Origin of the sequence: Brachybacterium massiliense, assembly GCF_900184245.1 — a bacterium.
Lineage (GTDB): Bacteria > Actinomycetota > Actinomycetes > Actinomycetales > Dermabacteraceae > Brachybacterium > Brachybacterium massiliense.
In genome coordinates this window covers 850303-875655 of sequence record NZ_FXXB01000008.1, presented here as the reverse complement: position 1 = coordinate 875655, position 25353 = coordinate 850303, and the positions used below count along the sequence as shown (strand labels likewise).

The window sequence follows — 25353 nt, the reverse complement described above, 5'->3', positions numbered from 1 at the left end:
GTCACCGCTGTCCGGTCCCGCGCCGCCTTCCCCGGACCCACGCAAGAGGGCGTGCCCCGATCCTCGATCGGGGCACGCCCTCTTGCGTGCGGCGTCGGCGCGAGGCCTCAGCTCATTGGCGCACGACGATGTTCTCGGAGTCGATGAAGCGACCCACGGGGGAGCACAGCGTGTAGATGACCTGGGCGACATGCTCGGGCTGCATGATCGTGCTCGGGTCCTCCTCGGGCGCGAGCGTGCGGCGCAGCGCGGTCGCGGTGCGACCGGGGGACAGGCACACCACGCGCGTGCCGTAGATCGACAGCTCCTCGCGCATCACCTGGCTCATGTTGATCACCGCGGCCTTGGAGGCCGAGTAGGTGAGCCAGCCCGAGCGGCCGTTGATGCCGGCGGTCGAGGCGATGTTGACGATGAGGTCGAAGCGGTTGCCGCGGTTCAGCAGCGTCTTGACGATCGTGAACGGACCGTAGAGGTTCACGTTCATCGTCTTCTCGAAGTCGGACATCTTGACCTGCTGCAGCGGCACCGGGTTCGTGTACCCGGCGTTGTTGACCAGGATGTCGATGTTGCCGACCTCGTCGTAGGCCTGCTTGACGGCCTTCTTCAGCGCCGAGCGGTCTCCCACGTCGACCCGGTAGGGCACCAGGCGGCGACCGATCGGCAGCTCGGCCTCCAGGGCGGCGACGTTCTCGTCGAAGTCCTCGGAGTCACGCGCGAACATCACCACGGTGGTGATCTCGTCGTGGTTGAGGATGAAGCGGCGGGGGGTCTCGAGGCCGATGCCTCGCGACGCACCGGTCACGAGTGCGGTCTTACTCATCGTCGCCCTCCTCGGGTCGCAGGAGGAACCCTGCCATCTTGAGATCCGTCTTCGTGGTGACCTTGAAGTTCTCATCCGAGCCGTCGATGAAGTGGACGGGGAACCCGCTGTCGGCCACCAGCGTGGCGTCCTCGGTGAACTCGACGCCCTGCTCCACGGCGCGGTCGTGCGCGGCCTGGAGATCGGACTTCGAGAACTTCTGGGGCAGCTGCACGTTGCGCAGACGGTCCCGCTCGAGCGAGCCGGTCACCGCGGAGGTCTCCGGATCCACCGGCGCCACCGTGAAGGAGATCTCCGACATCAGCGACACGTTGCGGTGCTCGGAGTCGATGAGGTTCTGGAAGTCGCGCTCGCGCACCAGCGGGCGGGCGGACTCGTGGATGATCACGTCATCGTTGGTGCAGTGGGGCAGCATCGCGGCGACCGAGGAGTGCCGGGAGCTGCCCGCCTCCACGAGCGTGACCGGGGTGGAGATCGCGTAGGCGGCGAGCACCTCCTCGACCTGCTCGCGCCAGTCGGGCGGGTAGTTCACGACGATCTGCGAGATCTGCTCAACCCGATCCGCGGTCACCAGGGCGTAGACCAGGATCGGGATGCCACGGAGCTTCAGCAGCTGCTTGGGCTGATTCGCGCCCGTGCGGCTGCCTATCCCGCCGTTGAGGAGGATGAGTGAGTACATGGAGAGCTTCCTTCGTGCGGGTCGGCGGCGCGGCGATGGCGGGGTGCGCCACGCTGCACCGCATCCGTCGAATTCATCTGGATGTCACCTGGGTGACGCGTGGCGTTCACTGTACAAGTCGTGCGGAGCGGATCCGCGCAGCGCCCCCTCCGGGGCGTCGCGCGAGCGGGGAGGCTCAGCCCGCATCGTGAGCGGGCGCCTCGTTCTCCTGCAGGCGCCGCCACAGCTCGTCGCGCTTGCGGGACAGGCGCGCGCAGGCCTCCAGGAAGCGTGCGAGGGAGTGCCCCGGGGTGACATCGCCCAGGTAGTACTCGATCAGCTCGAGGCGCTGCTCACGCTGGGGGTCGTGCTCGATCTGGGCGCGGGCGATCTCCCCGGCCCGGTGGGCCTCCGCCTCGCTCAGGCGCGGCACCGTCTCGAGCAGGGCGGTGGCTGCATCCCTCGTGCGCGGGTCGGAGGGGCTGGTGATGATCAGGGGCTTGCCGGTGGGGAGCCACTCGTTGGCGATCGCGGAGACATCGCACAGGATGAGATCCGCCTCGGCGAAGTCCTGCAGCACGGGGCGGTCCGTGCTGACCACGCCGCCGCCCGCCTCGAGCATCCGGCGCAGCTCCGCATCGGCCTCGCCCACCTCCGGGACCCTCACCCCGGTCAGCGGGTGGGGACGGTAGATCACCTCGAGCCCCGCCTCGCGCAGGGAGCGCACGATCCGCGTGCCGTGGCTGGGCAGCGAGCTGTACGCGGCCGAGGCCTGCCCGCCCTCCCAGGTGGGCGCGTAGAGCACCGTCGGCCGGGTGCCCTCGCGGGGCGCGATGTCCTGCCGGTCGGTGTCCAGGGAGGGGCGGCCCACCGGGATGCAGCGGGAGGCCGCGTCGAACAGGGTGGTGTACCGCTCGAGCCGGTCGATCGCCGCCTGCCCGGCCACGAAGGAGTAGTCGTAGGCCTTGATCTGGTTGGAGACCGAGACCACCTTGTCCGAGTCGCCGTGCAGCAGCGAGACGTGGATCGCGGAGCGGGAGCGCAGCGCGGCGGTGTTCAGCGGGTTGTAGTTCACGTACAGCACGAGCTTGGTGCCGCTGCGCAGGATGATCGCATCGAGCGTGGCGTCCAGGGCGATCGTCACCACCGGCACCCCGAGCTCCTCGCGGATCGCCTGGGCGGTGCGGGAGTCCATGCACACCACGGTCACGCCCTGGGCGCGATGGAGCTCGCGCAGGGGCCCGTACCAGCTGCGCAGCTGGTAGAGGCTGTCGGTGGTGTCCGGGAAGTAGACCACCACCTCGCCCTCGAGGGTCGCGTCCTGCAGGGCGGCGTCGTCCCCGATGCCGTCGGGCATGCCGCCCGGCAGCAGACGCAGCCGCCGCAGCAGCTTCCCGCCGGTGCTGCGCACCCGGCGCCTGAGCGCGTTCCCGCGTGCCGGCATCGTCAGATCCTCTCTGTCGTGTCGTCGCTGGCCGCCTCGAACAGCGCGGTCCAGGAGGCGGCGGTGGTGTGCTGGGGGAGGGCCGCGCGATACCGCTCGCGCAGCGCGCCCCAGCTCCTGGCCAGCTGTGCATGCGAGCGCAGGGTGCGCCCCAGCGCATGCCGCATCGCGGAGCCCCGCACGGTCATGGCGCTCTCCACCGCGCCCGCCGCATCGGTGATGCGCAGCACGTCGCCGCCCAGGGTGGTGCGCCAGTGCACCCGCGGCGCGGGCACCTCGAGCACCACGCGCGGGGCCCGGTCCGGCAGCAGCATCCGTGCCGCGGCGCGGGCCAGGGCGCGCGGCAGGGGCAGCGGTGCGCGGTGAGTCGCCTCGGGCGGGGCGAGGGCATCGTGCTCGCCGTGCCAGCGCCGCAGCACCTCGGTGCTCTCGGCGCGCACGGTGCGCAGGTCCTGCCCCATCCACGCCTCGGGCCCGGCACGGACGGCCTCGATCCCCGACTCCCACAGCTCGGCGGTCAGCAGGTGCCCGGCCAGGATGTGCTTGAGCTGATGGATCAGCGAGGACCCGATCACGCCCCGTCCCACGCCGTAGGCGGCGGCGACCGCGAGCCGGTTGCGGTGCAGCACCCGCGCGGTCCAGGACATCTGGGTGCGGTACGCCGTCCACGGCGGATGGTGCACGGCGGTGCCGGGCAGCACGGCGTGGTCGAGGCCGTGCGCCGTCGCGCGCAGCCCGTACTCGGCGTCGTCCCACTTCAGGAACAGCGGTACGGGCAGGCCGAGCAGCTGCGGGGTCCTCGGCGGCAGCAGGGTGCCCCACCAGCCGGTGTAGTTCGCCTGCTCGTGCAGGGCCAGGAAGGTCCACCGCTCGGGGGTGGTGCCCTCGAGGTCCGCCGCCCGGCGCATCCCGTCGGCCGCGGCCCACTGGAAGAAGCCCGGCCGCACCGCCTCGGTGTGGGTGAGCAGCCGGGAGGGGCGATGGGCGGAGAACAGCGGGGTGCCGAGGATGGTGGGGCGCGCGGCGAGGGCCTGATAGGTGACCATCCGGTGCAGCGACTCGGCCGAGAGCACCGCGTCATCGTCCGAGAGCAGGATCGCCGCGCCCGGATCGCTCGCGGCCTCGAGCATGCCCCGCGCATACCCGCCGGAGCCGCCCAGGTTCGACTGCGAGACCAGATGGAGCTCCTCATGCGCGGCCTGCAGCGCCCGGAACGAGGGCATCGCCTCGAGGGTGCCGCCCTGATCCACCACCACCACGCGGGTCACGGTCTCCATCGCCAGGAAACGGCGCACCTGGGCCAGGGCATCCCGCTCACGGCGGAAGGTGGGCACCACCACCGTGACCGGGGGGAGGGTGACCTGCTCGGCGATGCTCCAGGTGACCGGTCCGTGCGCCCCCTCGACCCAGAGCCACTCCAGCGCGCGCTCCGCCGGGGTGAGGATCCGGCCGCCGACGGGCAGCGTGCCGAGGCGGACGGCGCGGCCCTCGCGCGCGCCGTGCAGCAAGGCGCCCTCGCCCTCGCAGCTCACGGCCACCGGGCGCTCGCCCAGCACGGTGCGCCAGACGGCGACGGGGAAGGCCTCGCCCCAGATCGCGGGGGTCGCGGTGGGGTCGGAGGCCTGGAGGACCGTGCGCGGCGCCTCGGCCGACGAGTCGCCCTGCGGCGCTCCGGCCGACGGGTCACCCTGCGGCGCCGCTGCGCCGGGTGGACGGCCGCGGGAAGCGTCCTGCATCCGTCCTCCTGATGATGTCGGCGGGACCGGGCTCGGTCACCGGCTGTCTGTCTCTCGGGGTGGGCCGGGGTGAACGGGTGCGCACCGGCCGCTGCGTCACGTCGCCAGGGCCAGAGCCTCGCGACTATATCAACGTGAACTACAGGTGAACGAGGAGCAACACGGCGGTGGCGGAGGTCTCGTGGGGGTGCGCTCACTCCCGGGCTTGACGTGACCTGCATCCCATCTGGGGCCGCCACGTGTCCGGTGGGCGACTGACGAGCGCCTGATCAGGGCGTCGCGAGGCATCGGGCGACCGCCGGATCGTGGAGAGGCAATTGCGCTCCACCGGGCTTGCGCAATAAGGTCAGGCTCGCCTTACTGTTCCGTACGGTCCCCGCGGCCTCGCGCAGTCCCCTCTGCGCCGTGCAGCGCCCGCCACGTCGGCGGCTGGAACCCGGCCGGCCCACCATCCCTCGAGGAGACCCCGTGAAGTTCTCGCGCCGCGCACTGATCGCGCTGCCCCTGCTGACCGCCCCCGTCCTGGCCTCCTGCGGAGGCTCCGAGGACACCGGCCAGCCCGCCACGGCAGGCTCCGCGGAGCCCGGCGCTTTCCCGACCACCGTCGAGCACCTCTACGGGACCACCGAGATCGCCGAGGAACCGCTGCGCATCGCCACCGTCTCCTGGGTCAACGCCGACAGCGTCCTCGCCCTGGGGATCGTGCCCGTGGGCATGCCCCTGATCGAATGGGGAGGCAACGACAACAGCTCGACCGACTGGATCGACTCCGCGCTCGAGGAGCTCGGCGCCGGCTGGGGCGGCGAGAACGCCCCCACCACCTACTCGGAGAACGACGGCGTCAACGTCGACGAGATCGCAGCGCTGACCCCCGACCTGATCGTCGCCGCCTACTCGGGCCTGGCCCAGGACGACTACGACCAGCTCACCCGGATCGCCCCCACCATCGGCCCGGTCTCCCCGAACTACACCTCCTCCTGGCAGGACACCCTGAGCGTGATCGGCGCCGCCACCGGCCGCTCCGCCGAGGCCGAGCAGATCATCGAGGACGTCACCGCGCAGCTCGCCGCCGTGGGCGAGGACAACCCTGAGGTCAAGGAGTCCACCTTCATCGCAGGGACCCTCGGCCTCTCCGACGACTCGATCAACATCTACACCGCCGGGGACACCCGCCCCCGCTTCTTCACCGCGCTCGGCATGACCCAGGCCGAGGTGGTCACCGAGAACACCGAGGACGAGAGCACCTTCGCCTTCTCCTGGTCCGCCGAGCGGTCCGACGAGCTGGTCAGCGACATCCTCTACACCTGGGGCGCCGCGGGGGACACCGTCGAGAGCTTCCAGGACAACCCGCTGTTCGCGCAGATCCCCGCCGTGGCCAGCGGCGCGCTGGTGATCACCGACGACGACCACCTGACCCTGTCGGTCTCCGCCGCGAGCGCGCTGAGCCTGCCCTGGGCGATCGAGAACGTCGTCCCCTCCGTGCTGGACGCGGTCCAGGCCGCCCGGGCCTGAGGTGGGTCGTCCGCCCCTGCTCGCCCTCACCGCCGGGGTCCTCGCCCTGGCGGTGGCGGGAGGGCTCTCCCTCCTGGTCGGGGCGCGCGCCGTCGACCCCGCCACGGTGTGGGAGGCGCTCGTGCGCTTCGACGCCGCGCAGGCGGACCACGTGGTGATCCATGCCCGCCTCGAGCGCACCGTCGCCGGCATCGCCGTGGGCGCCTCCCTCGCCGTGGCCGGTGCCGCGATGCAGGGCATGACCCGCAACCCGCTGGCCGATCCCGGGATCCTGGGGCTGAACGCGGGCGCCGCCGCGGCCGTGGTCACCGCCATCTACCTGCTGTCGATCTCCTCGGTCACCGAGTTCATGCTCTTCGCCTTCGTGGGCGCCGCGCTCGGCACCGTCGCGGTCTACGCCGTCTCCTCCCTCGGCCGGGACGGCGCCACCCCGGTCAAGCTCGCCCTGGCCGGCGCCGCGGTCACCGCCGGGCTCGGCTCGGTGATCAACGCCCTGGTGCTGCTGGACCAGGCCTCGCTGGACCGGATGCGCTTCTGGCAGGTGGGCACGCTCGGCGCCCGCAGCCTCGGCGAGGTCGCCACCGTGGGCACCTTCATGGCCGCCGGCGTGCTGCTCGTGCTGCTGGCCGCGCCCACCCTCAACGCCCTCTCCCTCGGGGACGACGCCGCCGTGGGGCTCGGCGTCAACGTCACCGCCGCTCGGGTGCTGCTCGGCATCGCGATCGTGCTGCTGTGCGGGGCGGCCGTCGCGCTCGCCGGCCCGATCGGCTTCCTCGGCCTGGTCGTCCCCCATGCCGCCCGGCTGCTGGTGGGCGGCGACTACCGGCGCATCATTCCGCTCACGCTGCTGGCCGGGCCCGTGCTGATCCTGCTGGCCGACGTGATCGGCCGCGTCATCGCCCCGCCCGCCGAGGTGCAGGTGGGCGTGATGACCGCCCTGATCGGCGTGCCCGTGTTCATCGTGCTGATCCGCTCCCGCCGGCAGGCGGGGCTATGAACCGCGCGCGAATCTCCCTGCTGTGCCTCGGCGCGCTGCTGCTCATCGCGGCCGTGGCCGGTGTGCTGCTGGGCACCCCCGTGGTGGCACCGGGCGACGCCCTCGCGGTGCTCCTGGGCGAGCAGATCCCGGGCATCTCCTTCATCGTGATGGACTCGCGCCTGCCCACCGTCGCCGTCGCGATCCTCGCCGGGATCTCCTTCGGGCTCTCCGGCACCGTCTTCCAGACCCTGCTGCGCAACCCGCTCGCGAGCCCCGACGTGATCGGCGTGACCCTCGGCGCCTCCGCCGGCGCCGTGATCGCGATCGCCGTGCTCCGCGCCTCGGGCGCGACGGTGTTCTGGTGCGCGCTCGGCGGCGGGCTGCTGGCCGCCGCGGTGACCCTCGCCGCCGCCGGTGCGGGCCGACGCGGCACGGGCAGCGCCGTCGACAACCGCTTCGTGCTGGTGGGCATCGCCGTCGGCGCGGCGCTCAGCGCCCTGATCAGCTACCTGATGACCCGCATCGACACCCGCACCGCGGGCGACGTCATGCACTGGATGATCGGCTCGCTCTCCGCCGCCACCTGGCAGCGGGCCCTGGTCCTCGCCCTCGCCCTGGCGGTGCTGATCCCGCTGCTGGCCGTGCTGGTGGCGCGCCTGCGAGTGCTCCAGCTGGGCGATGACACCGCCACCTCCCTGGGCCTGGCCGTGCCGCGCACCCGCATCGCCCTGATCCTGGTGGGGGTGATGCTCTCGGCCCTGACCGTCGCGGTGACCGGGCCGCTCTCCTTCGTGGCCTTCCTCTCCGGGCCGCTCGCACGGATGCTCGTGGGCCGGCCCCACTTCCCGACCGCAGCGGTGATCGGCGCCGTGATCGTGCTGGTCGCCGAGTTCCTGGGCCAGAACGCCTTCGGGCGGGTCGAGATGCCCGCCGGCGTCATCACCGGGGCCCTCGGCGCCCCGTTCCTGCTGTGGTTCCTCACCCGCACCCCGACCTCCCAGAACGGAAGGTGATCGACGATGGCCCTGCTCCAAGCGCAGCACCTGCACCTGGCCTATGACCGGCGCGACATCGTCAGCGACCTGAGCCTGTCCCTGCCCGAAGGTGCGGTGACGATCATCGTGGGCGCCAACGGCTGCGGGAAGTCCACCCTGCTGCGCGGCATGTCCCGCCTGCTCAGCCCCCGCGACGGAGCAGTGGTGCTCGACGGCAAGGACATCCGCTCTCTGCGCGGCAAGGACCTCGCCCGCCGCCTCGGCCTGCTGCCGCAGACCCCGATCGCGCCCGACGGCGTCACCGTGCGCGAACTGGTGCGCCGCGGCCGCTTCCCCCACCAGGGCCTGTTCCAGCAGTGGCGCGCCGAGGACGAGGCCGCCGTCGCCGAGGCGCTCACCGCCACCCGCACCGACGATCTCGCCGACCGGCTGCTCGAGGAGCTCTCCGGCGGGCAGCGCCAGCGGGTCTGGATCGCGATGGCGCTGGCCCAGCAGACCGAGGTGCTGCTGCTGGACGAGCCCACCACCTTCCTCGACGTCACCCACCAGCTCGAGGTGCTCGACGTGGTGCGCGACCTGAACCAGCAGCGCGGCACCACCGTCGGGATCGTGCTGCACGACCTCAACCTCGCCTCCCGCTACGCCGATCACCTGGTGGCCGTGCGCCGCGGCGAGATCTACGCCGAGGGCGCGCCCGCCGAGGTGATCACCGAGCAGATGGTCCACGAGGTGTTCGCCCTCGACTCCCGAGTCGTCCCCGACCCCGTCACCGGCACCCCGATGGTGCTCCCCCTGGGGCGCGACGCCGCCCCCACGCCCACCCCGCAGGAGGAACCCATGACCACCACTGCCACGCAGCCCGCCGCCGAGCTCGTGCCCGCGCTCGAGCACAGCCCCCAGCTCGTCTACACGCTGCGCGTCGGCGCCGTCCGTCCGCTCGGCAGGAGCCTGGTGCGCCTGACCTTCACCTCCCCGGACCTGGTGCACTTCGGCACCGGCGGCCACCCCCTGGACCTGCGGATCAAGCTGATCATCCCCGGCCCCGAGGCGAGCGCGGACCACTTCGCCTCCGTGCGCCCCGGCGCGATGCTCGACCCCGCCACGCACGCCGACTGGTACCGCACCTGGCTGCAGATCGACCCCGCCGACCGCGGCTGGATGCGCACCTACAGCGTGCGCGAGATGCGCGGCGCCGGACACCCCGGGAACCTCGGCGAGCACCCCGAGATCGACATCGACTTCGTACTGCACCTCGAGCCCGAGGAGACCTTCGGCAGCGGGGTCGCGGCCCGCTGGGCACGGGACGCGCAGGTGGGCGACACCCTCTCGATGCTCGGCCCCAACAAGCACCTGATCGGCCCCGACTACGGCGGCATCGAGTTCCGCCCCGGCAGCGCCCGCACCGTGCTGCTGGCCGGCGACGAGACCGCCCTGCCGGCCATCTGCTCGATCCTCGAGGCGCTGCCCGCCTCGATCAGCGGCCACGCCGTGATCGAGGTGCCCGACGCCTCCGACGAACAGGTGGTGCCCACCCGCTCGGGCGTGCAGATCACCTGGCTCGCCCGCGGCGAGCGCCCCCACGGCGAGCTGATGCGCGCCGAGGTGCAGCGGCTGATGTGCGAGGGGGCGCAGGCCTTCCGCACGGAGGCGGGCGGCGCCGGGACCGGTGCCGCAGGAGCGCAGAGCCCCGAGCTCGAGGACATCGACATCGACTCGACCATCCTGTGGGAGACCACCACCGGCCAGGGCGCCTTCTACGCCTGGCTCGCCGGCGAGGCCGCGACCATCAAGGGCCTGCGCCGCCACTTGGTGACCGAGCTCGGCATCGACCGCCGCCAGGTCTCCTTCATGGGGTACTGGCGCGAGGGCCGCCCCGAAGGCTGACTGTGAGGATGGCGTCGACCCGACGGGGTACGGCACAGGCCGCTCCTTAGTAGTCTCTACGGGTGACTTCCATGACCGACACCGCCCAGGACGGCCTCGATCTGCCCGGGATGCCCGCGCCCGACCAGGCCGCGGACGCGGGCCAGCGCGACCCCGAGCATCCTCACCCAGGGCAGTGGCGGCTGGTCGCCGTGCAGGTCTCCAACTGGGGCACCTTCCACGGCACCCACGACCTCGCGATCTCCTCCAAGGGCTTCTTCCTCACCGGCGGTCCCGGTACCGGCAAGTCGACCCTGCTCGATGCGATCAGCGCCCTGCTGACCCCGCCGCGCACCCTCCAGTTCAACGCGGCCGCCTCCGACGCTGGCCCCAACCGCTCGAAGTACCGCCGCACCGTGGCCAGCTACGTGCGCGGCGCCTGGGCGATGCACTACGACCAGGCCACCGGCGAGTTCAGCCAGGAGGTGCTGCGGGAGAAGACCACCCTGTCCGTGCTCACGCTGCGCTACAGCGACGGGCAGGGCGGCACGGTCCAGCTCTCCCGGCTGCTCCTGCTGCACGCCGGCCACACCGCCGACTCCGACGTCAAGAGCCTGTACGTCATCGCCCGGACCCCGCTGGACGTCACCGACCTGCGCAAATTCGTCTCCACCCAGATCGAGGGCAAGGCCCTCGAGGCCGCGCACCCCGGCACCCAGACCTTCCGCCAGTTCCGTGAGTACCGCGCCGCCTTCTGCCAGCTCCTGGGCATCCCCGACGAGAAGGCGCTGGGACTGCTGCACAAGATCCAGTCCGCCAAGGAGCTCGGCGACGTCAACGCCCTGCTGCGCGACTACATGCTCGATGCCCCCCGCACCTTCGAGCTCGCCGATCAGGCGCTCGCGAACTTCCACAACCTCTCCGAGGTGTACGAGGCGCTGGTGACCGCGCGCGAGCAGCGCGAGCTGCTGCGCGGCCTGCGCACCGATCACGAGAACTGGACCGCGATGCGCGAGCGGGGCGGCGCCCTCGTGGACCGCCGCGCCGACATCGACGTCTTCGCCGCCCAGCACCTGGTGCGCCTGCTGGGGGAGGAGACCGGGAACCTCCAGCTCGAGCGCGACCGCCTCGCCGCCCAGCAGCGCCGCCTCACCCAGGACGTGGCCGAGGCCCGCGCCGACCTCGCCCAGCTCAAGGAGCAGCGTCGGCGCGCCGGCGGCGGCGAGATCGACGACTGGAAGCAGCAGATCGCCGGCCTCGAGGTGGAGCGGGAGCGCCGCCGCGAGCGGGGCACCGAGTTCGCCGCCCAGCTCGCGACCGTCGAGCTGCGCACCCCGGCGGGAGAGGACATGTTCCTCGCCCTGCAGCGCGAGGTCTCCGCGCTGCGCGAGAGCCTCGAGAGCGAGGAGAAGGGCGCCGACGTCGCTCGCTGGGAGGCCGAGGCCTCCGTGCGCGAGCTCGCCCAGACCCTCGCCCGCACCCGCGAGGAGCTCACCTCCCTCACCACTCGCGCCTCCAACCTCCACTCCGAGGACGTGGCCCTGCGCGACCACATCGCCTCCGAGGTGGGCATCGCCCCCACCGAGCTGCCCTTCGCCGCCGAGCTGCTGCAGGTGCGCGAGGGCGAGGAGGAGTGGACCGCCGCGGCCGAGCAGGCCCTGCGCGGGCTCGCCCGCTCGATCCTGGTCCCGGACCGGATCTACCGCGAGGTCGCCGCGGTGATCGACCGCACCAAGCTGCGCCGCCGCATCTCCTACAACCGGGTCAACACCGACCTGCGCCGCCCCGCGAAGAACATCGACGAGCGCTCTCTGGCCGCGAAGCTCGACGTCAAGGACGGTGAGTTCCACGTCTGGCTCTCCCATGAGATCGCCTCCCGCATGGACTACACCTGCGCGGAGAGCCTCGAGGAGTTCACCCGGCTGAACCGGGCGGTGCTGCGCTCGGGACAGATCAAACACTCCGCGGCCCGGCACGAGAAGAACGCTGACCGGTACATCAACGACCGCTCCCAGTGGGTGCTCGGCTTCGACAACCGCGCCAAGAGGGCCGTGTTCGAGGCCGAGCGCACCCGCGCCGAGCAGGCCCTGTTCGAGGCGCAGGCCCGGCGCAAGGACGTCGAGGACGAGCGCGAGCGCCGCCGCGAACGGCTCTACGCCCTCCAGATGATCAGCGCTGTCACCTGGGACGACATCGACGCCGCCTCCGTGGCGCGGCGCGTGGCGAATCTGCGCGACATGGTGCGCGCCGCCGAGGACGGCTCCGCGGCGCTGGCCGAGCTGGCCCGCCAGATCGAGGATATCGAGCAGTCCATCGCCGGCAGCGACGAGGAGCTGCTCGAGGTGGTGCGCAGCGCCGGCAAGCTCGCCGAGCAGGCCGAGCGGGCCGAGGAGCGCCTGGCCGAGGCCCGCGAGCGGGTCGAGGGCTCGAGCCTGGACCCCGAGGTCGAGCAGGAGCTGGCCGAGCGCTTCGCCGCGATCGCCCCCACCCTCGTGCTCTCCACGATCGATCAGGTCACCAAGGACGCCTCGGCCACCCTGGATGCGGAGCTGATGGACCTCACCCGCCGCACCTCCCGCGCCGAGGAGGACATGCGCACCGCGATGCGCGAGTTCTCCCGCCGCTGGCCCGCGACCGCCGGGGACACCGCGCCCACGCTCGAGGGTGTGGCCGACTACCTCGCGATCCTGCAAAGGATCGAGGAGGAGAAGCTGCCCGAGGTCGAGGACCGCTTCTTCGAGTTCTTCACCGGCAACACCCTCGGCGACGTGCAGGCGCTGGCCACCGCGATCGCCCGCGAGCCCTCCGAGATCCGCAAGCGCCTGCAGCGGATCAACGCGCTGCTCGCCCAGGTCGAGTTCCACTCGGGCCGCTACCTGCAGCTGTCGATGCGCCCGGTGCACCTGGCGGCGCTGGACGAGTTCAAGCGCGCCCTCGAGGAGGCCGTGGCCGGCACCGCTCTGCACGACATCTCCCGCGATCGTGAGCTCGCGGAGGAGCGCTTCGTGTCCCTGCGCCACCTGATGGACATGATCGGTGCGGCTCGCACGCGCGATGACCAGGTCTCCCGGGTGATCCTCGATGTGCGCCGGCACGTCCACTTCCACGCCGAGGAGGTCGATGCGGCCGGGACCGTGGTCCACGCCCACGAGTCCGGCGGTCCGCTCTCGGGCGGCCAGAACGAGCGCCTGGCCACCTTCTGCCTCGCCGCGGCGCTGCGCTACCAGCTCGCGGGCACCGGGCAGGACGTGCCCCGCTACGCGCCGATCATCATCGACGAGGCCTTCTCCAAGGGCGCCGGCAAGTTCATCACCGCGGCGATGGAGTCCTTCCGCCACTTCGGCTTCCAGGTCATCCTCGCCAACCCCGGCAAGAACCCGCAGGCCCTCGCCCCGTTCATCGGCGGCGTGGGCGTGGTCTCCATCCGGCAGGACCGCTACTCCTCGGTGGCCCCGGTGGAGTTCGTGCCCGTCCAGGAGTGAGCCGGGCGCCCCGCCCCCTGCCGGGCGGGGCATGGGGAGTTCTCCCCATCGGCAGCACGGCCCGGGCTCGGTACCCTGGTCGCCACCGTCGTGATGGGACGGTGCGGGGCCGTCCCAGGCCGCGGTGAGGCGCAGAAGGAAGAGGTGGACATGTCAGCTCTTCCCGCGCACCCCTCCGAGGGCATCCCGGGCCAGGACGAGACCCACTCCCGCATCCGCGACCTGCTCGGCGCCGTCACCGGCGCGGTGCTCGAGGAGCAGCCCGGTCTGCTCTCCTTCGAGGACCACCGCCCCCAGCGCGACCGCTCCTCGGGGGACTCCTGGCACGGCCTGCAGACCCTCTGCCACGTCAGCGCTCTGCTCACCAGCTCCGGGGCGCCCGCGGAGTCCGCGAGTGCGACCACCAGCCTGCTCGCGGCGGTGCAGCGAATCGCCGACGCGCGCGGCATGCGCCGGCGCTCCGAGCAGGACGCCCACGGCACCCGCGGCACCACCTGGATCGACCCCAGCGGGGACCTGCTCGAGGTGCTCGTGGGCGTGCGGGTCGCGGTGCGGGCCATCAGCGCCCCGTTCCTGCCCGGCTCCCTCACCCCGATCGCGAGCACCAGCCCCGTCTCGGCGCTCAGCCCGCTGACCCCTCCGCCGCGCCTGGTGCACTGATCCGCTCGAGCGCCGCGAGCGGGATGGGCAGCCAGTCGGGACGGTTCCGCGCCTCGTACAGCGCCTCGTAGACGGCTTTGTCCGCCTCGAACGCCGCCAGCAGCACCTGCAGCGGCCCGTGCTCGAGCGCCCAGCCGCTGCTCTCGGCGTAGCCGTGCAGGAACGCCGCACGGGCGTCCGCGGCCCACTGCTGCGCCGTCCGGCCGTGCTCGAGGCGCACTGCGCCCGCGACGTAATCGAGGCTCCGCAGCAGACCGGCCACGTCCCGCAGCGGCGAGTCCGGCAGGTTACGCTCGGCGAGCGGCCGCAGCGGCTCCCCTTCGAAGTCCAGCAGCACCCAGCCGCGCTCGGCCACGTGCAGCACCTGGCCCAGGTGGAGGTCCCCGTGGATGCGCTGCAGCGCGGGCCAGGGCACGCCGGCCGCCACCTCCAGCAGCGCCGCGATCCGCTCCCGGTGAGCGCCCACCTGCGGCACCTCCGCGGCGACCGCCTCGAGGCGCTCGCGCATCCGCGCCACCGCCGCCTGCACCGTGCCGGGATCAGCGGGCACGGTGCCCAGCGCGGCCGCGAGCCCGCGATGGACCTCCGCGACGGCCTCGCCCAGCTGGCGGGCCGGCTCCTCGATCCCCTCGCCGGCGGCGGCACGGCGCAGCGCCACTCGCCAGGCATCCTGCACGTCCGGCAGGAACTCCTGGACCAGCAGCGCATGGGTGCGGATCCCCGTGACCGCGATCGTCGCCGAGCCCACCAGCGCTGGCACCCGTTCGCTGCCTGCGGCGGTCAGCGCGCCCTGCAGCAGCACGTCGGGGTTCTCGCCGTCCTGCAGCAGTCGGAAGAGCTTCACGATCAGCGGCGCCGCGCCCTCGGTCTCGACGATCATCGAGCTGTTGGACTGCTCCCCGCGCAGGGGCCTGCTGCGCATCGGCCTCCCCAGCGGAAGCGGCGCGGCGGGCCGGACGCGATGGGAGGCGAGGCTCAGCGAGGGGCCCGCCGCCCCGTCCCCGGAGAGCAGGACGGCCAGCAGCGCCGCCCGGCCGTCGGCGTCGCGCACCGCGTCGTCCACCCGCAGCGGCCCGCCGGGCACCGCGAGGACCCCCACCTCGGACCCCTCCTCGCGCCCTCCCGTCGGCGCCTCGGGATGCCGCAGCACCAGCGGCACCTGGTACAGCGCCTCCTGCGCCCGGCCCTCCGCAGGGGCGAGCGAGACCGAGACCGCGGCGAGGACCACCACGTGATCCGGCGCCACCCGCAGTGGTGCCCAGCCCCGGATGCCGATCTCGGGAGCGCCCGCCCCCTTGTGGGCGTACCAGCGCTGCGCGGGCATCCAGGCAGTGAGCTGCGCGGTGAGCATCTCGAGCAGCTCACCCAGCGGCGGCAGCGTCGAGACGTCGAGGGCACCGGCCGGCGCCGCGGCGGGGGAGCGCATCTCGTCCATGGCGTGCACTCTACGATCGGGCGCCCGACCCCGGGGCGGAAAAGTAAAGTTCCCGGCGGGCGTTGCTACCCTGGCCCGGTGCTCGAGCCGCGGTCGCATCGCCCCTCGCGCGCGCGATCGAAACACTTCGCCGCGCGCGCCGCCGCGCTGTGCGCGGCCGTCGGGATCGCCCTGTCCACCGCCCTGCCCGCCGCCGCGCTCGGCGAGAACGGCCCCTTCGACTTCCCCGCCGAGACGACCACCCTCGAGACGGTCCCCGGCTCCGTCACCCGCACCCCGCTGGTGGCGCTGATCGAGGACGGCCTCGAATCCGAGCTCGACCTCGCCACCGCCCGCCTGGCCGTGCCCCAGGATCTCGAGGCCGGTCTCGTGGAGAGCATCACCCTCGCCGAGGATGGCCGCAGCCTCGAGATCGCGGGGGAGGGGACCTGGTCGCTGCTGGGCGACTCCCTGGTGTTCACCACGGAGCCGGGCGCGGAGCACCCCACGACCCCGGTGGCGCTGACCATCGCGAGCCATCACGAGACCCGCTCCCTGCCCGTGGTGCTCACCCCCGAGGCGCTCGACCTCGAGGAGATCACCGCCCACGGCTCCGCCGGGGAACCGATCCGCGTGGACGTCACCGGGGACGTCCCGGCCGACGGCGCGCTGCGCCTCGAGCTGGTGCGGCTGCCCGCCGGCTCCACCGTGCTCTCCGACGGCAGCCGCGTCACCGTCCCGGACCAGGGGGTGTGGCAGCTCGCGGCCGACGGCGGCGCGCTCACCTTCACCCCCTCCAGCCCCAGCATGGGCCGGCAGATCGACCCCGTCCGCTTCGTGGTCGAGGACGAGGAGGGCGCGGTCGAGCGCGCCGGACGCGTGACCCTCACCGTCCCGATCATCTCCGACCTCGACTGGTCCGCCCCCTACGGGGAGGACATCGTGTTCGTGGTCGGCGAGGGGCAGCAGCACGTGGACCCGCGCACGCTGCGCCTCGAACCCCTCGGCGACCCCGACTCCCACGAGATCTCCGAGGACGGCGCCGAGGTCGTCGTGCCCGGGCAGGGCACCTGGGTGCTGGACCGCTCAGCCGCCACCGTCCGCTTCTCCCCGGAGAGCGCGGAGGTGCGCGCCACCGCCCCGATGGGCATCACCGGAGGCGACGGCGAAGGCTCCCGCGCCGCGACCGCGCTGCTGAGCACCGCCTACCCGATCATGATGTCCCGCGCGCAGGCCGGGACGCCGGGGGAGGAGATCAGCTTCGACCTCGGCGCGGGCCTGCGGGACGTGCGCGAGGACTCCCTGGCCTTCGACCCCGCCTCCCTGCCCGCCGACGCCGAGCTCGCGGACGACGGCACCTCGGTGACCATCCCGGACGTCGGCACCTGGCAGATCGACCTCGCCACCGGCACCGTGCGGATGCTCCCCGCAGGGGGCTTCGCCGAGCCGACGGCCTCGGTGGGCGTCACCGCGCGCGGCGTCTACGCCGACAACCGAGCGGACGCCACCCTCGAGGCGGTCTTCTCCCCGGTGGTGGCCACGCTGCGCGACGACGAGGGCCGCACCGCACCGGCCACCCCGCTCACCGTGGACGTGCTCGGCAACGACACCGCCGGCCACGGCTCGCAGCCGCTCGTGCCCGCCTCGGTCGAGATCAGCTCGCTGGACGCCACCAACCTGACCGAGCTCGAGAACGGACGCGGCAAGCGGCTGCTGGTGCCCGGTCAGGGGAAGTACGAGGTGGCGGAGAACGGCGCGATCACCTTCACCCCCGAGGAGGGCTTCACCGGACGCACCTCCGCGATCACATATCACGTGCTCGACAGCGAGGGCGTGCCCGTCAGCGCGAGCCTCGCCGTGGACGTCGACCCGAGCCTGAGCGCCGATGCCGAGAGCGGCCCGGAGGTCACCGGGATCAACAGCCTCATGGTGGGGCTGCTGCCCTCCTCCCCGAGCACCGCCGCCGTGTTCGGCACGATCGTGGCGCTGCTGCTGTTCGCCGGGAGCGTCAGCCTGTGGATCGGCACCCGCATGGAAGCCGACCGCCGCGCCTGGGAGGATTGACCTCGGGGACCGCGCCCAGCCTGCAGCGCCCGCCGCGCCCGAGGTGCGCCCGCCCGGGAGGGTCAGCAGCTCTCCGGCATCGCCACCGGCTCCTCGAGGGCCGCGGTGGCCGCAGTCTCCTCGGTGAGCCCCGTGTAGCCGCGTCCCAGCAGCAGATCCACCGCCGCCCCCTCACGGTCCTCGTCCAGCCGCAGCTGCGCCTCCTGCACCTGCACCCGCACCGACTGCGCGGCGAGATAGCCCTCGGGGCCGTGCACGATGGTGGCGGGGCCCGAGGCCTGGTTGGTGTTGCCCGGGTCCCCGAGCGTGAAGCCGCGCTCGGCGAGCTCCTCGGAGACATCCCCGGCGAGCCCGCCGCGGGTGGTGCCGTTCAGCACCGTCACGGACACCTCCTCGGGCGGCAGCGGCACGGAGCCCGGCTCCGGGCAGGCGAGCTCGGCGGGCGCCGCCCCGAAGGTCTTCTGGGCGATCACCCCGGGCTCCTGCGAGGGCTCCTGCAGCTCGCCCACGGCGTACACGCCGACGGCGATCACCGCGACGGTCAGGGCGGAGAAGATCGTCAGCTGGATCGCCCGCATCCGCCGCGTGCGGCGCAGGCGCTGATCCCGGCGCCGCACGTCATCGGCGGAGCGTCCGTACGGGTGGGCATCGCGGTGGGAGGAGGCCATCTCAGTCCAGGGGGCGGTAGCGGATGCCGAAGGCGTCCAGGCGGGGGAGATGACCGCGCAGACGCTCCTCGAACTCCTCCCAGCTCTGCTCGGGAGAGCCCCACGCACGCTCGGCCAGCGCACACAGGCGGGGGAAGGCCATGTACTGGAAGCTTGCGGCGTCCGGGAGGTACTCGGACCACAGCTGCGCCTGCAGGCCCAGCACCAGCTTCTGCGTGTCCTCGGAGAGCTTCGCGGGCTCGAACTGCGCGGTGTAGACGTCCTTGACGGTGTGGGGGGAGCCCAGCGCCACCGGCTCGTCCTTCGGATCCGCCTGGGAGTAGTTCAGGTAGGTCTGGTCGTGGGTGGAGATGATGGTCTGGAAGCCGCGGTCCACCGCGGTGCGCACCCCCGCCGCCTCGCGCCAGTTCATGATGATCGTGTCATCGGGCAGATGGGTCTCGAGCACCTCGTCCCAGGCGATCACACGCTTGCCGTGCTCGCGCAGCACCTCGGAGGCGAACTGGGTGAAGCGGCCCTGGATCTCGGAGATCCGGGTCAGCCCCCACTCGTTGAGCTTGGCACGCGCGGCGGGCGATCGCTCCCACTCGGTGCGCGGGCACTCGTCCCCGCCGATGTGCACGTAGGGGGCCGGGAAGATCCCGGCGACCTGCGTGAGCACATCGCGCAGGAAGTCGAAGACCTCGTCCGAGACGCCCAGCACGTGGTCGGAGATGCCCCACACCTCGCGCACCCCCACCTGCTTCTCGGGGAAGTTGCCGAGCTCGGGGTAGGCGGCGACCGCGGCCTGCATGTGGCCGGGCAGATCCACCTCCGGCACGATCATGATGCCGCGCCGACGCGCGTACTCGACCAGGCCCTCGAGCTCGGCCTGGGTGTAGAAGCCGCCGTGGGGCGTGCCGTCGAAGGTCCAGGACTCCTCGGGCGTCTCCATCGAGCCGATCAGAGTCTGGTCGCGCCAGGCGCCCACCTCCGTCAGCCGCGGGTAGCCCTTGATCTCGATGCGCCAGCCCTGGTCGTCGGTGAGGTGGAGGTGCAGCACGTTCAGGCGGTGCAGCGCCATCGCATCGAGGAAGGTCTCGAGCTCCTCGATCGGCAGGAAGTGGCGGGCCACGTCGATGTGCAGGCCGCGCCAAGCGTACTTCGGCCGATCGGAGATCGTCACGCAAGGGATCTGGCCGCTCGCGCCGGTGACGATCTGGGCGAAGGTGTTGCGGCCGTCGGCGAGGGCGGCCTCGCTGCCGGCGCTCAGCGAGGCGCCGGTGGGGGAGATGGACAGCGCGTACTCGGTGGGCGGCAGCGCGTCGTTCAGGCCGACGGACAGCCCCTCCCACGGATCATCCGTCTGCCAGACGCCTTCGGACCACACGACGGAGCGGGGCAGCGGGACGAGAGCGATGGGGTCGGGCATGCGAACTCCTGGATCGATGACAGCGATCGTGATCGGCCCCAGTGTGCCACGGAGACGCGCATCACGTGGCGCGCCGGCAGATGCACGGGAGCCCGGTCGGCGATGCCGACCGGGCTCCCTCACGTCGCCCTGCTCCTTCCCGTTGACGCTGTCGCGTCGAGCAGGCCCACGTGGCCTTATATCCGTCTGCCGGACGCTGAGGGGATCAGCGGTAGGTGACGAACACGTGCGGTGCGTTCCAGATGGAGCGCTCGACCACCTGCTGGCGCGAGCCGGAGGCATCGATGATGCGGCCGTTGCCGACGTAGATGCCCATGTGGCCGTAGTCGTTGCCGGTGAAGGCGACGAGGTCACCGGGCTGCGCCTCGGACTGCGAGATGATCCGCCCGCCGAAGGTGTAGCCCTTGGCGGTCTTGCGGGGCATGCTCGTGCCGCCCTGGTTGTACGCGTAGTACACCAGGCCGGAGCAGTCGAAGCCGGAGGACGGCGAGGAGCCGCCCCACTTGTAGCGCACGCCCAGCTGCGAGCGGGCCGCGTTGATGATCGCCTGGCCGTTGACCGAGGTGCCGCTGCTGGGGCGCCCCTCGCCACGGCTCGCGCCGGAGTCGGTGATGCGGACATTGCTGTTGGCGGCATCCCAGGTCTTGGGACCCACCACAGCGTCCACGCCGATGCCGGCGGCGGACTGCAGCGCACGGACCGCGTTCGCGGTGCCGCGGCCGAAGATGCCGTCCACCGAGATCGAGGCGCCGCGCTCGTTGAGCTTGCCCTGCAGGGTCCGCACGGCGTCGCCGCGATCGCCCTGGCGGAGCGTGGGCTGGGACGACGGCTTGGACGGCTGCGAGGGGGCCGACGGCGCGGACCCTCCGATCCGGGTGCCGTTGCTGAGCGCGGCCCAGGTCTTGGGACCCACGACCGCGTCCACGCCGATGCCGGCGGCGGACTGCAGCGCACGGACCGCACCGGCGGTGCCGTTGCCGAAGACGCCGTCCACGGAGATCGAGGCACCGGCGGCGTTGAGCTGCTTCTGCAGATCGGTGACCGCCGCGCCGCGGCTGCCCGGACGGAGCTTGGGTTGCGAGCTGCCGGAGGCGGGCTTCGCAGGCGCGGAGGAGGCGCCGGTCAGGGCGCTCCAGGTCTTGGGGCCCACCACGCCGTCCACGCCGATCCCGGCGCGCGACTGCTGGTTCTTCACGGCCCGCAGGGTGGCGGAGCCGAAGACGCCATCCGCGGTGAGGGAGGCGCCGTGGGCGTTGAGCTGCTTCTGCAGGTAGGTCACAGCGGCCCCGCGGGCACCGAGGCGGAGCTTCACGGAGGTGTACTGGGACTGGGAGGCAGGAGCGATGGACGGTGCGGCGCCGCGTACGGTCCCGACGGCGGAGGAGGCGGGCCCCTGGGCCGTGGCGGTGGCCCCTCCGGCGAGCGCCGCGGTGGCGGAGACGGCGCCGATCACGGCGGCCCCTCCGACTCCCCGACCCACCGGGACGGCGAGGCCCCGGTAATCGATCACGGCACGGCCGGCGGCCCGGTGCGTGCCTCGTGGTGCTGAGCGGAACATCAGTGGTGATCTCCTTCTCTGTCGCCACGCCGGGGACCGTGCGGCGGCGTGAGCGTCGCGCACGAGGTCGGCGCCCGTCACCCAGGGAAGCGGAGGAAGCGACCGGGCCGGTGACGGGAAGGCGGCAACCCGGTGAGCGCCGCTCGAGTACAGCGGCACCGTCCGCCACTGTATGTGCAGGTCATCAGGACCCCACAGGGGGGATTGCCAGTCGCCGTCCAGCTCTTTGCCAAGATTTTAGGAAAAACCGGGATGTTGCCCTGTGTTCCCCTTGAATAACGGTGCTGCGCTGCGGTAGTTACGCGACTGTTATTCAGGGGTGGTTCTCGTCGGCGGAGTCCGCTGCGGCGCGCCTCGCCGCGCCCTCGCCGCCCGGTGCCGTGCGTCTCCCTGTGCTCCCGCCGCTCGGTCCTCCCGCTGCCCGGTGCCGTGCCGACGAATGTCGTGCCGGCCGGGGAGAGGAGGGCCGGAACGCCGAAGGGCCGCAGGATCTCTCGATCCCACGGCCCTTCGTCTCCGGTCGGGGTGACAGGATTTGAACCTGCGACCTCCTCGTCCCGAACGAGGCGCGCTACCAAGCTGCGCCACACCCCGGAGGCTCTCCGCCGAAGCGGTTCACCGAGGAGCAACATTAGCAGGCTCCAGCCGTGCTCAGTTCCCCCGTGAGCGCTCCGGAGCGCGCAACGTGAGCAACGTCGCCTCCGGAGGGGTCAGGAAGCGGTAGTTCGAATAGGGGCTGGCCCCCATCCCGGCGCTGACGTGCAGGGGCACACCGTCCCAGTCGGACAGCCCCCGCGCCTGCTGACGGGGCAGATCGCAGTTGGTCACCAGCGCGCCGATGCCGGGCAGGCGCAGCTGGCCGCCGTGGGTGTGCCCGGCCATGATGAGGTCCGAACCGTCGGCGACGAAGGAGTCCAGCACCCGCCGGTAGGGCGCGTGCGCGACCCCCACGCGCAGCACGTTCCCGTGCGCGGGCGCAGGCGCTGACGGGGTGGCTCGCTGCGGCATCTGGTCGAGCTCGAGATGGGGATCGTCCACGCCCGACAGGCGCACCTCCAGCCCGCCCAGCTCGATGCTGGCCCGGGTGTTGGTCAGGTCCTTCCAGCCGTGCGCGGACAGCCGTGCCACGAGCTGCGCGGTGGGCAGGGTGGGCTCGCGCGGCTCGGTCATCCCCTCCGGGCGCGGATCCGGCAGCAGGTATCGGGCCGGGTTCTTCGGCATGGGGGCGAACATGTCGTTCGAGCCCAGCACGAAGGCGCCGGGTCGGCGCAGCAGCGGCTCGAGCACCTCGGCCAGCACCGGCACCGAGGCGGCGGAGGCGATGTTGTCCCCGGTGTTGATCACCAGGTGCGGCCGCAGCGTCCCCAGGTGGTCGAGGAAGGCCAGCTTGCGATGCTGATCCGGCATCAGGTGGATGTCGCTGATGTGCAGCACCCGGATGGTGCGGGCGCCCGCGGGCAGGATCGGCAGCGCGAGCTCCCGCAGCGTGTAGCGGTGGATCTCGATGTGGCGCGCCCAGACGTGCGCCGCCGCGGCGGTGCCGAGGCCCAGGGCGCCCAGGGCGCCCGCGGCCCGTGCCGCGGGGGAGGCCAGGCGCATCTCAGCCCCGTCCGGTGGACTGGCGGATGGTCACGGTCTGCCCCTCGGGCAGGTTCGTGCCGGCGGCCGGATCGGTGCCGATCACGTACCACTGCTCCACCGAGCTGCTCGGCTCGTTCTGCACCTGGACCTGGTAGCCCGCAGCCTCGACCGTGGCGGTGGCCTGGCTGAGCACCATGCCCGAGACGTCGGGCACCACACCCTCCTGGACCACGTCCCCGCTGGGGGCGGCCGGGCGCCCGGGGGCGGAGGGGAAGGGCTCGTTGGGCAGGCCCTGGTGCACGCGCGACATGTACTCCTGCCAGGTGGGCAGGGAGACGGTGTTGCCCCAGACGCTGCCGCGGCGGAGCATCTGCCCGTCCACCGCGAAGCCGCCCGGGCGCACGTTCGCCTGCGGATGGCCGAACCACACGGCGGTGGACATCTGGCGGGTGAAGCCCACGTACCAGGTGTGGAACTGCTCGCCGGACGTGCCGGTCTTGCCGCCGGCGGTATGGCCTTCGACGACCCGACCCTTGCCGGTCGCACGCGGATCCTCGAGATCCTGCTGGAGCACCCACGCCATCGTGTCGGCGACCTCCTTCTCGACCGCCTGATGGCATTCGGCGCCCGAGATCTCCATCGGATCGCCGTTGCGGTCGATCACCTCGGTGATGGACTGCGGCTTGCAGTAGGTGCCGCCCGCGGCGTAGGTGGCGTAGGCGCCGGCCATGTCGAGTGCCGAGACGCGCAGCTCGCCGAGCACCAGCACCGCCGGAGCGAGCTCCGTGCCGTACATGTCCTCGATCGGCATCTCCCACGTGGTCGGATCGTAGGGGTTGTAGGTCGCCGGGACCGCGCCGATGTTGCGGGCCGTATCGGCGATCTCGCACAGGTCCAGCTGGCTGGCCATGTCCGTGTAGCTGGTGTTGATCGAGAACTTCGTCGAGTTCAGCACCGTCTCCATCGGGGCGATGCGCACCGAGACGGCGTTGTCCGGGTTCCAGCCGGAGGACTCGCGCCAGGCGCCGCCTCCCAGGCACTTGGCGGGGGCATAGGTGATCGGTTCGCGCTTGGTGCTCACCCGGTCGTAGATGGAGCGGTCGGACTCCAGCCACTGCTGCAGCACGAAGGGCTTGAAGGTCGAGCCGACGGGGAAGCCGCTGCCGCCGCCGAGCGCCTGCGGGACGTTGTAGTTGATCGCCGTCTCGCCCGGGGACACCTCCTGGTGGGGGTTGAACGAGCGGTTCTCGGCCATCGTGAGGATCTTGCCGGTGCCCGGTTCGACGGTCACGATCGAGTGGCCGAAGCCGTGCTGGGCATCGCCGGGGACCTTGCGCTGGAGGATGTCCACGGCCTCCGCCTGGGTGGACGGGTCCAGCGTGGTGCGGATCGTCAGGCCGCCGCCGTACAGGAGCTTGCGGCGCTCCTCGTAGGTGGGGGCGAAGGCGGGATCGTTCAGCAGCGAGCGCGTGACGTAGTCGCAGAAGAAGCCGCTGGTGCCGGCGTCGGCGCAGCCCGCGCGCACGTTCTGGATCTCCAGCATCTCCTCGACCGGCTGCTCGGTGTACTGGTCGAGCTCCTCCTGGGTGATGTGCCCGTCGCGGTGCATGTCCCGCAGCACCTCGTTGCGGCGCTTCTCCCCGGCCTCGGGGTGGGAGACCGGGTCGTACTGGTTGGGGCCGTTGGTGATGCCGGCCAGCAGAGCGGCCTCGCCCGGGTTCAGATCCTTGGCGTTCTTGGAGAAGTAGTGGCGCGAACCGGTCTCGACCCCGTACTGCGAGGGACCGAACTGCGCGACGTTGAGGTAGGCGTTGAGGATCTCGTCCTTGGACCACTGCTTCTCGAGCGAGAGCGCGAGCTTCGCCTCGCGCAGCTTGCGGCCGTAGGTGTGCTCGGTCGCCTCGTTGATGCCCTCCTGGTCACCGCGCTGGACGGCGTCCATCAGCAGGGCGTTCTTCACGTACTGCTGGGTCAGCGTCGAACCGCCCTGGGTGGCGCCGCCGGCGGCGTTCGAGGCGAAGGCGCGCAGCATGCCGCGGGGGTCGATGCCGCCGTGCTCGTGGAAGCGGCGGTCCTCGACGGCGATCACCGCATGCTGCATGTGCGGCGAGATCTCCTCGAGCGGCACCATGATGCGGTTCTCGGTGTAGAAGGTGGCCAGCAGAGACCCGTCGGCCGCCTCGATCCGGCTGGCCTCGTTCAGCGGCTCCACCTCGAGCTCGCTGGGGTAGGAGTCGAACAGGTCCACGCCGTCCTTGGCGACCGCAGAGCTCGCGGAGACCACCGGGAGGAAGAACGCCGCCAGCAGCACCCCGGCGAGGGCGGAGACGGCGAGCAGCCCCAGCAGCAGGTAGACGGTCTGCAGCAGAGCGACGGGAAGGGAGCGACCGGACGTGGGCGCGGACGTGGTGCGGGCCATGGTCACACAGTACGGGGAGCCCGGTGGTGGAGGCCATGAGGCATGCCACCACTGCGGAATCTTCACGAACCCGATGCGCGACCGAGATC

At 72.2% G+C, this 25353-nt stretch carries 17 protein-coding genes and 1 tRNA gene; 7 read left to right on the top strand and 11 right to left on the bottom strand.

What is annotated here, in order from left to right:
- Positions 1-112: 112 nt before the first annotated feature.
- From BN4251_RS14075 to BN4251_RS14060, 4 genes are all read right to left on the bottom strand, one after another.
- Positions 113-820, bottom strand: coding sequence for an SDR family NAD(P)-dependent oxidoreductase (locus tag BN4251_RS14075; RefSeq protein ID WP_087485681.1), 708 nt, complete (start codon positions 818-820; stop codon positions 113-115).
- A complete protein-coding gene (locus BN4251_RS14070) occupies positions 813-1499 on the bottom strand; it encodes an IspD/TarI family cytidylyltransferase (RefSeq protein ID WP_087485680.1) in 687 nt (228 codons plus the stop codon). The genes BN4251_RS14075 and BN4251_RS14070 overlap by 8 nt, the downstream gene beginning before the upstream one ends.
- Positions 1500-1674: 175 nt before the next feature.
- Positions 1675-2922 (bottom strand): glycosyl transferase, encoded by a 1248-nt coding sequence (locus tag BN4251_RS14065; protein ID WP_087485679.1) that lies wholly within the window; start codon positions 2920-2922, stop codon positions 1675-1677.
- A gap of 2 nt (positions 2923-2924) precedes the next feature.
- Positions 2925-4658, bottom strand: a complete 1734-nt coding sequence (locus BN4251_RS14060) for a glycosyltransferase (protein ID WP_087485678.1) — start codon at positions 4656-4658, stop codon at positions 2925-2927.
- A gap of 468 nt (positions 4659-5126) precedes the next feature.
- Here BN4251_RS14060 and BN4251_RS14055 point away from each other — a divergent pair, with 468 nt between their 5' ends.
- The 6 genes from BN4251_RS14055 to BN4251_RS14030 all read left to right on the top strand — a co-directional run bounded on the left by BN4251_RS14055 (position 5127) and on the right by BN4251_RS14030 (position 14149).
- Positions 5127-6170: an ABC transporter substrate-binding protein gene (locus tag BN4251_RS14055; RefSeq protein WP_087485677.1), complete on the top strand. Its 1044-nt coding sequence runs from the start codon at positions 5127-5129 to the stop codon at positions 6168-6170.
- A gap of 1 nt (position 6171) precedes the next feature.
- Positions 6172-7167 carry a FecCD family ABC transporter permease gene (locus tag BN4251_RS14050; protein WP_087485676.1) on the top strand — a complete coding sequence of 332 codons (996 nt, stop codon included), beginning with the start codon at positions 6172-6174 and terminating at the stop codon, positions 7165-7167.
- Positions 7164-8162, top strand: coding sequence for a FecCD family ABC transporter permease (locus BN4251_RS14045; RefSeq protein ID WP_087485675.1), 999 nt, complete (start codon positions 7164-7166; stop codon positions 8160-8162). Before BN4251_RS14050 ends, BN4251_RS14045 begins: the two co-directional genes overlap by 4 nt.
- 6 nt (positions 8163-8168) lie before the next feature.
- Positions 8169-10028, top strand: coding sequence for an SIP domain-containing protein (locus tag BN4251_RS14040; RefSeq protein WP_087485674.1), 1860 nt, complete (start codon positions 8169-8171; stop codon positions 10026-10028).
- Positions 10029-10099: 71 nt separating this feature from the next.
- Complete coding sequence (locus BN4251_RS14035) at positions 10100-13489, top strand: ATP-binding protein (RefSeq protein WP_087485673.1); 3390 nt, start codon at positions 10100-10102, stop codon at positions 13487-13489.
- A 150-nt stretch (positions 13490-13639) separates the two neighbouring features.
- On the top strand, positions 13640-14149 hold the full coding sequence (locus tag BN4251_RS14030; RefSeq protein WP_087485672.1) for a hypothetical protein: 510 nt from the start codon (positions 13640-13642) through the stop codon (positions 14147-14149).
- Here the strand turns inward: BN4251_RS14030 and BN4251_RS14025 are convergent.
- A complete protein-coding gene (locus tag BN4251_RS14025) occupies positions 14112-15584 on the bottom strand; it encodes a phosphotransferase (protein WP_087485671.1) in 1473 nt (490 codons plus the stop codon). The two genes, BN4251_RS14030 and BN4251_RS14025, sit on opposite strands and share 38 nt — an antisense overlap.
- A 78-nt stretch (positions 15585-15662) precedes the next feature.
- Between BN4251_RS14025 and BN4251_RS14020 the strand changes: the two genes are divergently transcribed.
- On the top strand, positions 15663-17627 hold the full coding sequence (locus BN4251_RS14020; RefSeq protein WP_087485670.1) for an Ig-like domain-containing protein: 1965 nt from the start codon (positions 15663-15665) through the stop codon (positions 17625-17627).
- A 62-nt stretch (positions 17628-17689) separates the two neighbouring features.
- Here BN4251_RS14020 and BN4251_RS14015 read toward each other — a convergent pair whose 3' ends face one another.
- From BN4251_RS14015 to BN4251_RS13990, 6 genes are all read right to left on the bottom strand, one after another.
- On the bottom strand, positions 17690-18295 hold the full coding sequence (locus BN4251_RS14015; protein ID WP_087485669.1) for a LytR C-terminal domain-containing protein: 606 nt from the start codon (positions 18293-18295) through the stop codon (positions 17690-17692).
- Position 18296: 1 nt separating this feature from the next.
- Positions 18297-19706: a beta-N-acetylhexosaminidase gene (locus BN4251_RS14010; protein ID WP_087485668.1), complete on the bottom strand. Its 1410-nt coding sequence runs from the start codon at positions 19704-19706 to the stop codon at positions 18297-18299.
- 205 nt (positions 19707-19911) lie between these two features.
- Complete coding sequence (locus BN4251_RS14005) at positions 19912-21264, bottom strand: C40 family peptidase (protein ID WP_245810359.1); 1353 nt, start codon at positions 21262-21264, stop codon at positions 19912-19914.
- A gap of 520 nt (positions 21265-21784) precedes the next feature.
- Positions 21785-21858: transfer RNA gene (locus BN4251_RS14000), tRNA-Pro, on the bottom strand.
- A gap of 57 nt (positions 21859-21915) precedes the next feature.
- Positions 21916-22863 (bottom strand): metallophosphoesterase, encoded by a 948-nt coding sequence (locus BN4251_RS13995; RefSeq protein WP_087485667.1) that lies wholly within the window; start codon positions 22861-22863, stop codon positions 21916-21918.
- 1 nt (position 22864) lies between these two features.
- Positions 22865-25264 (bottom strand): penicillin-binding protein, encoded by a 2400-nt coding sequence (locus tag BN4251_RS13990; RefSeq protein ID WP_170931970.1) that lies wholly within the window; start codon positions 25262-25264, stop codon positions 22865-22867.
- Positions 25265-25353: the final 89 nt, after the last annotated feature.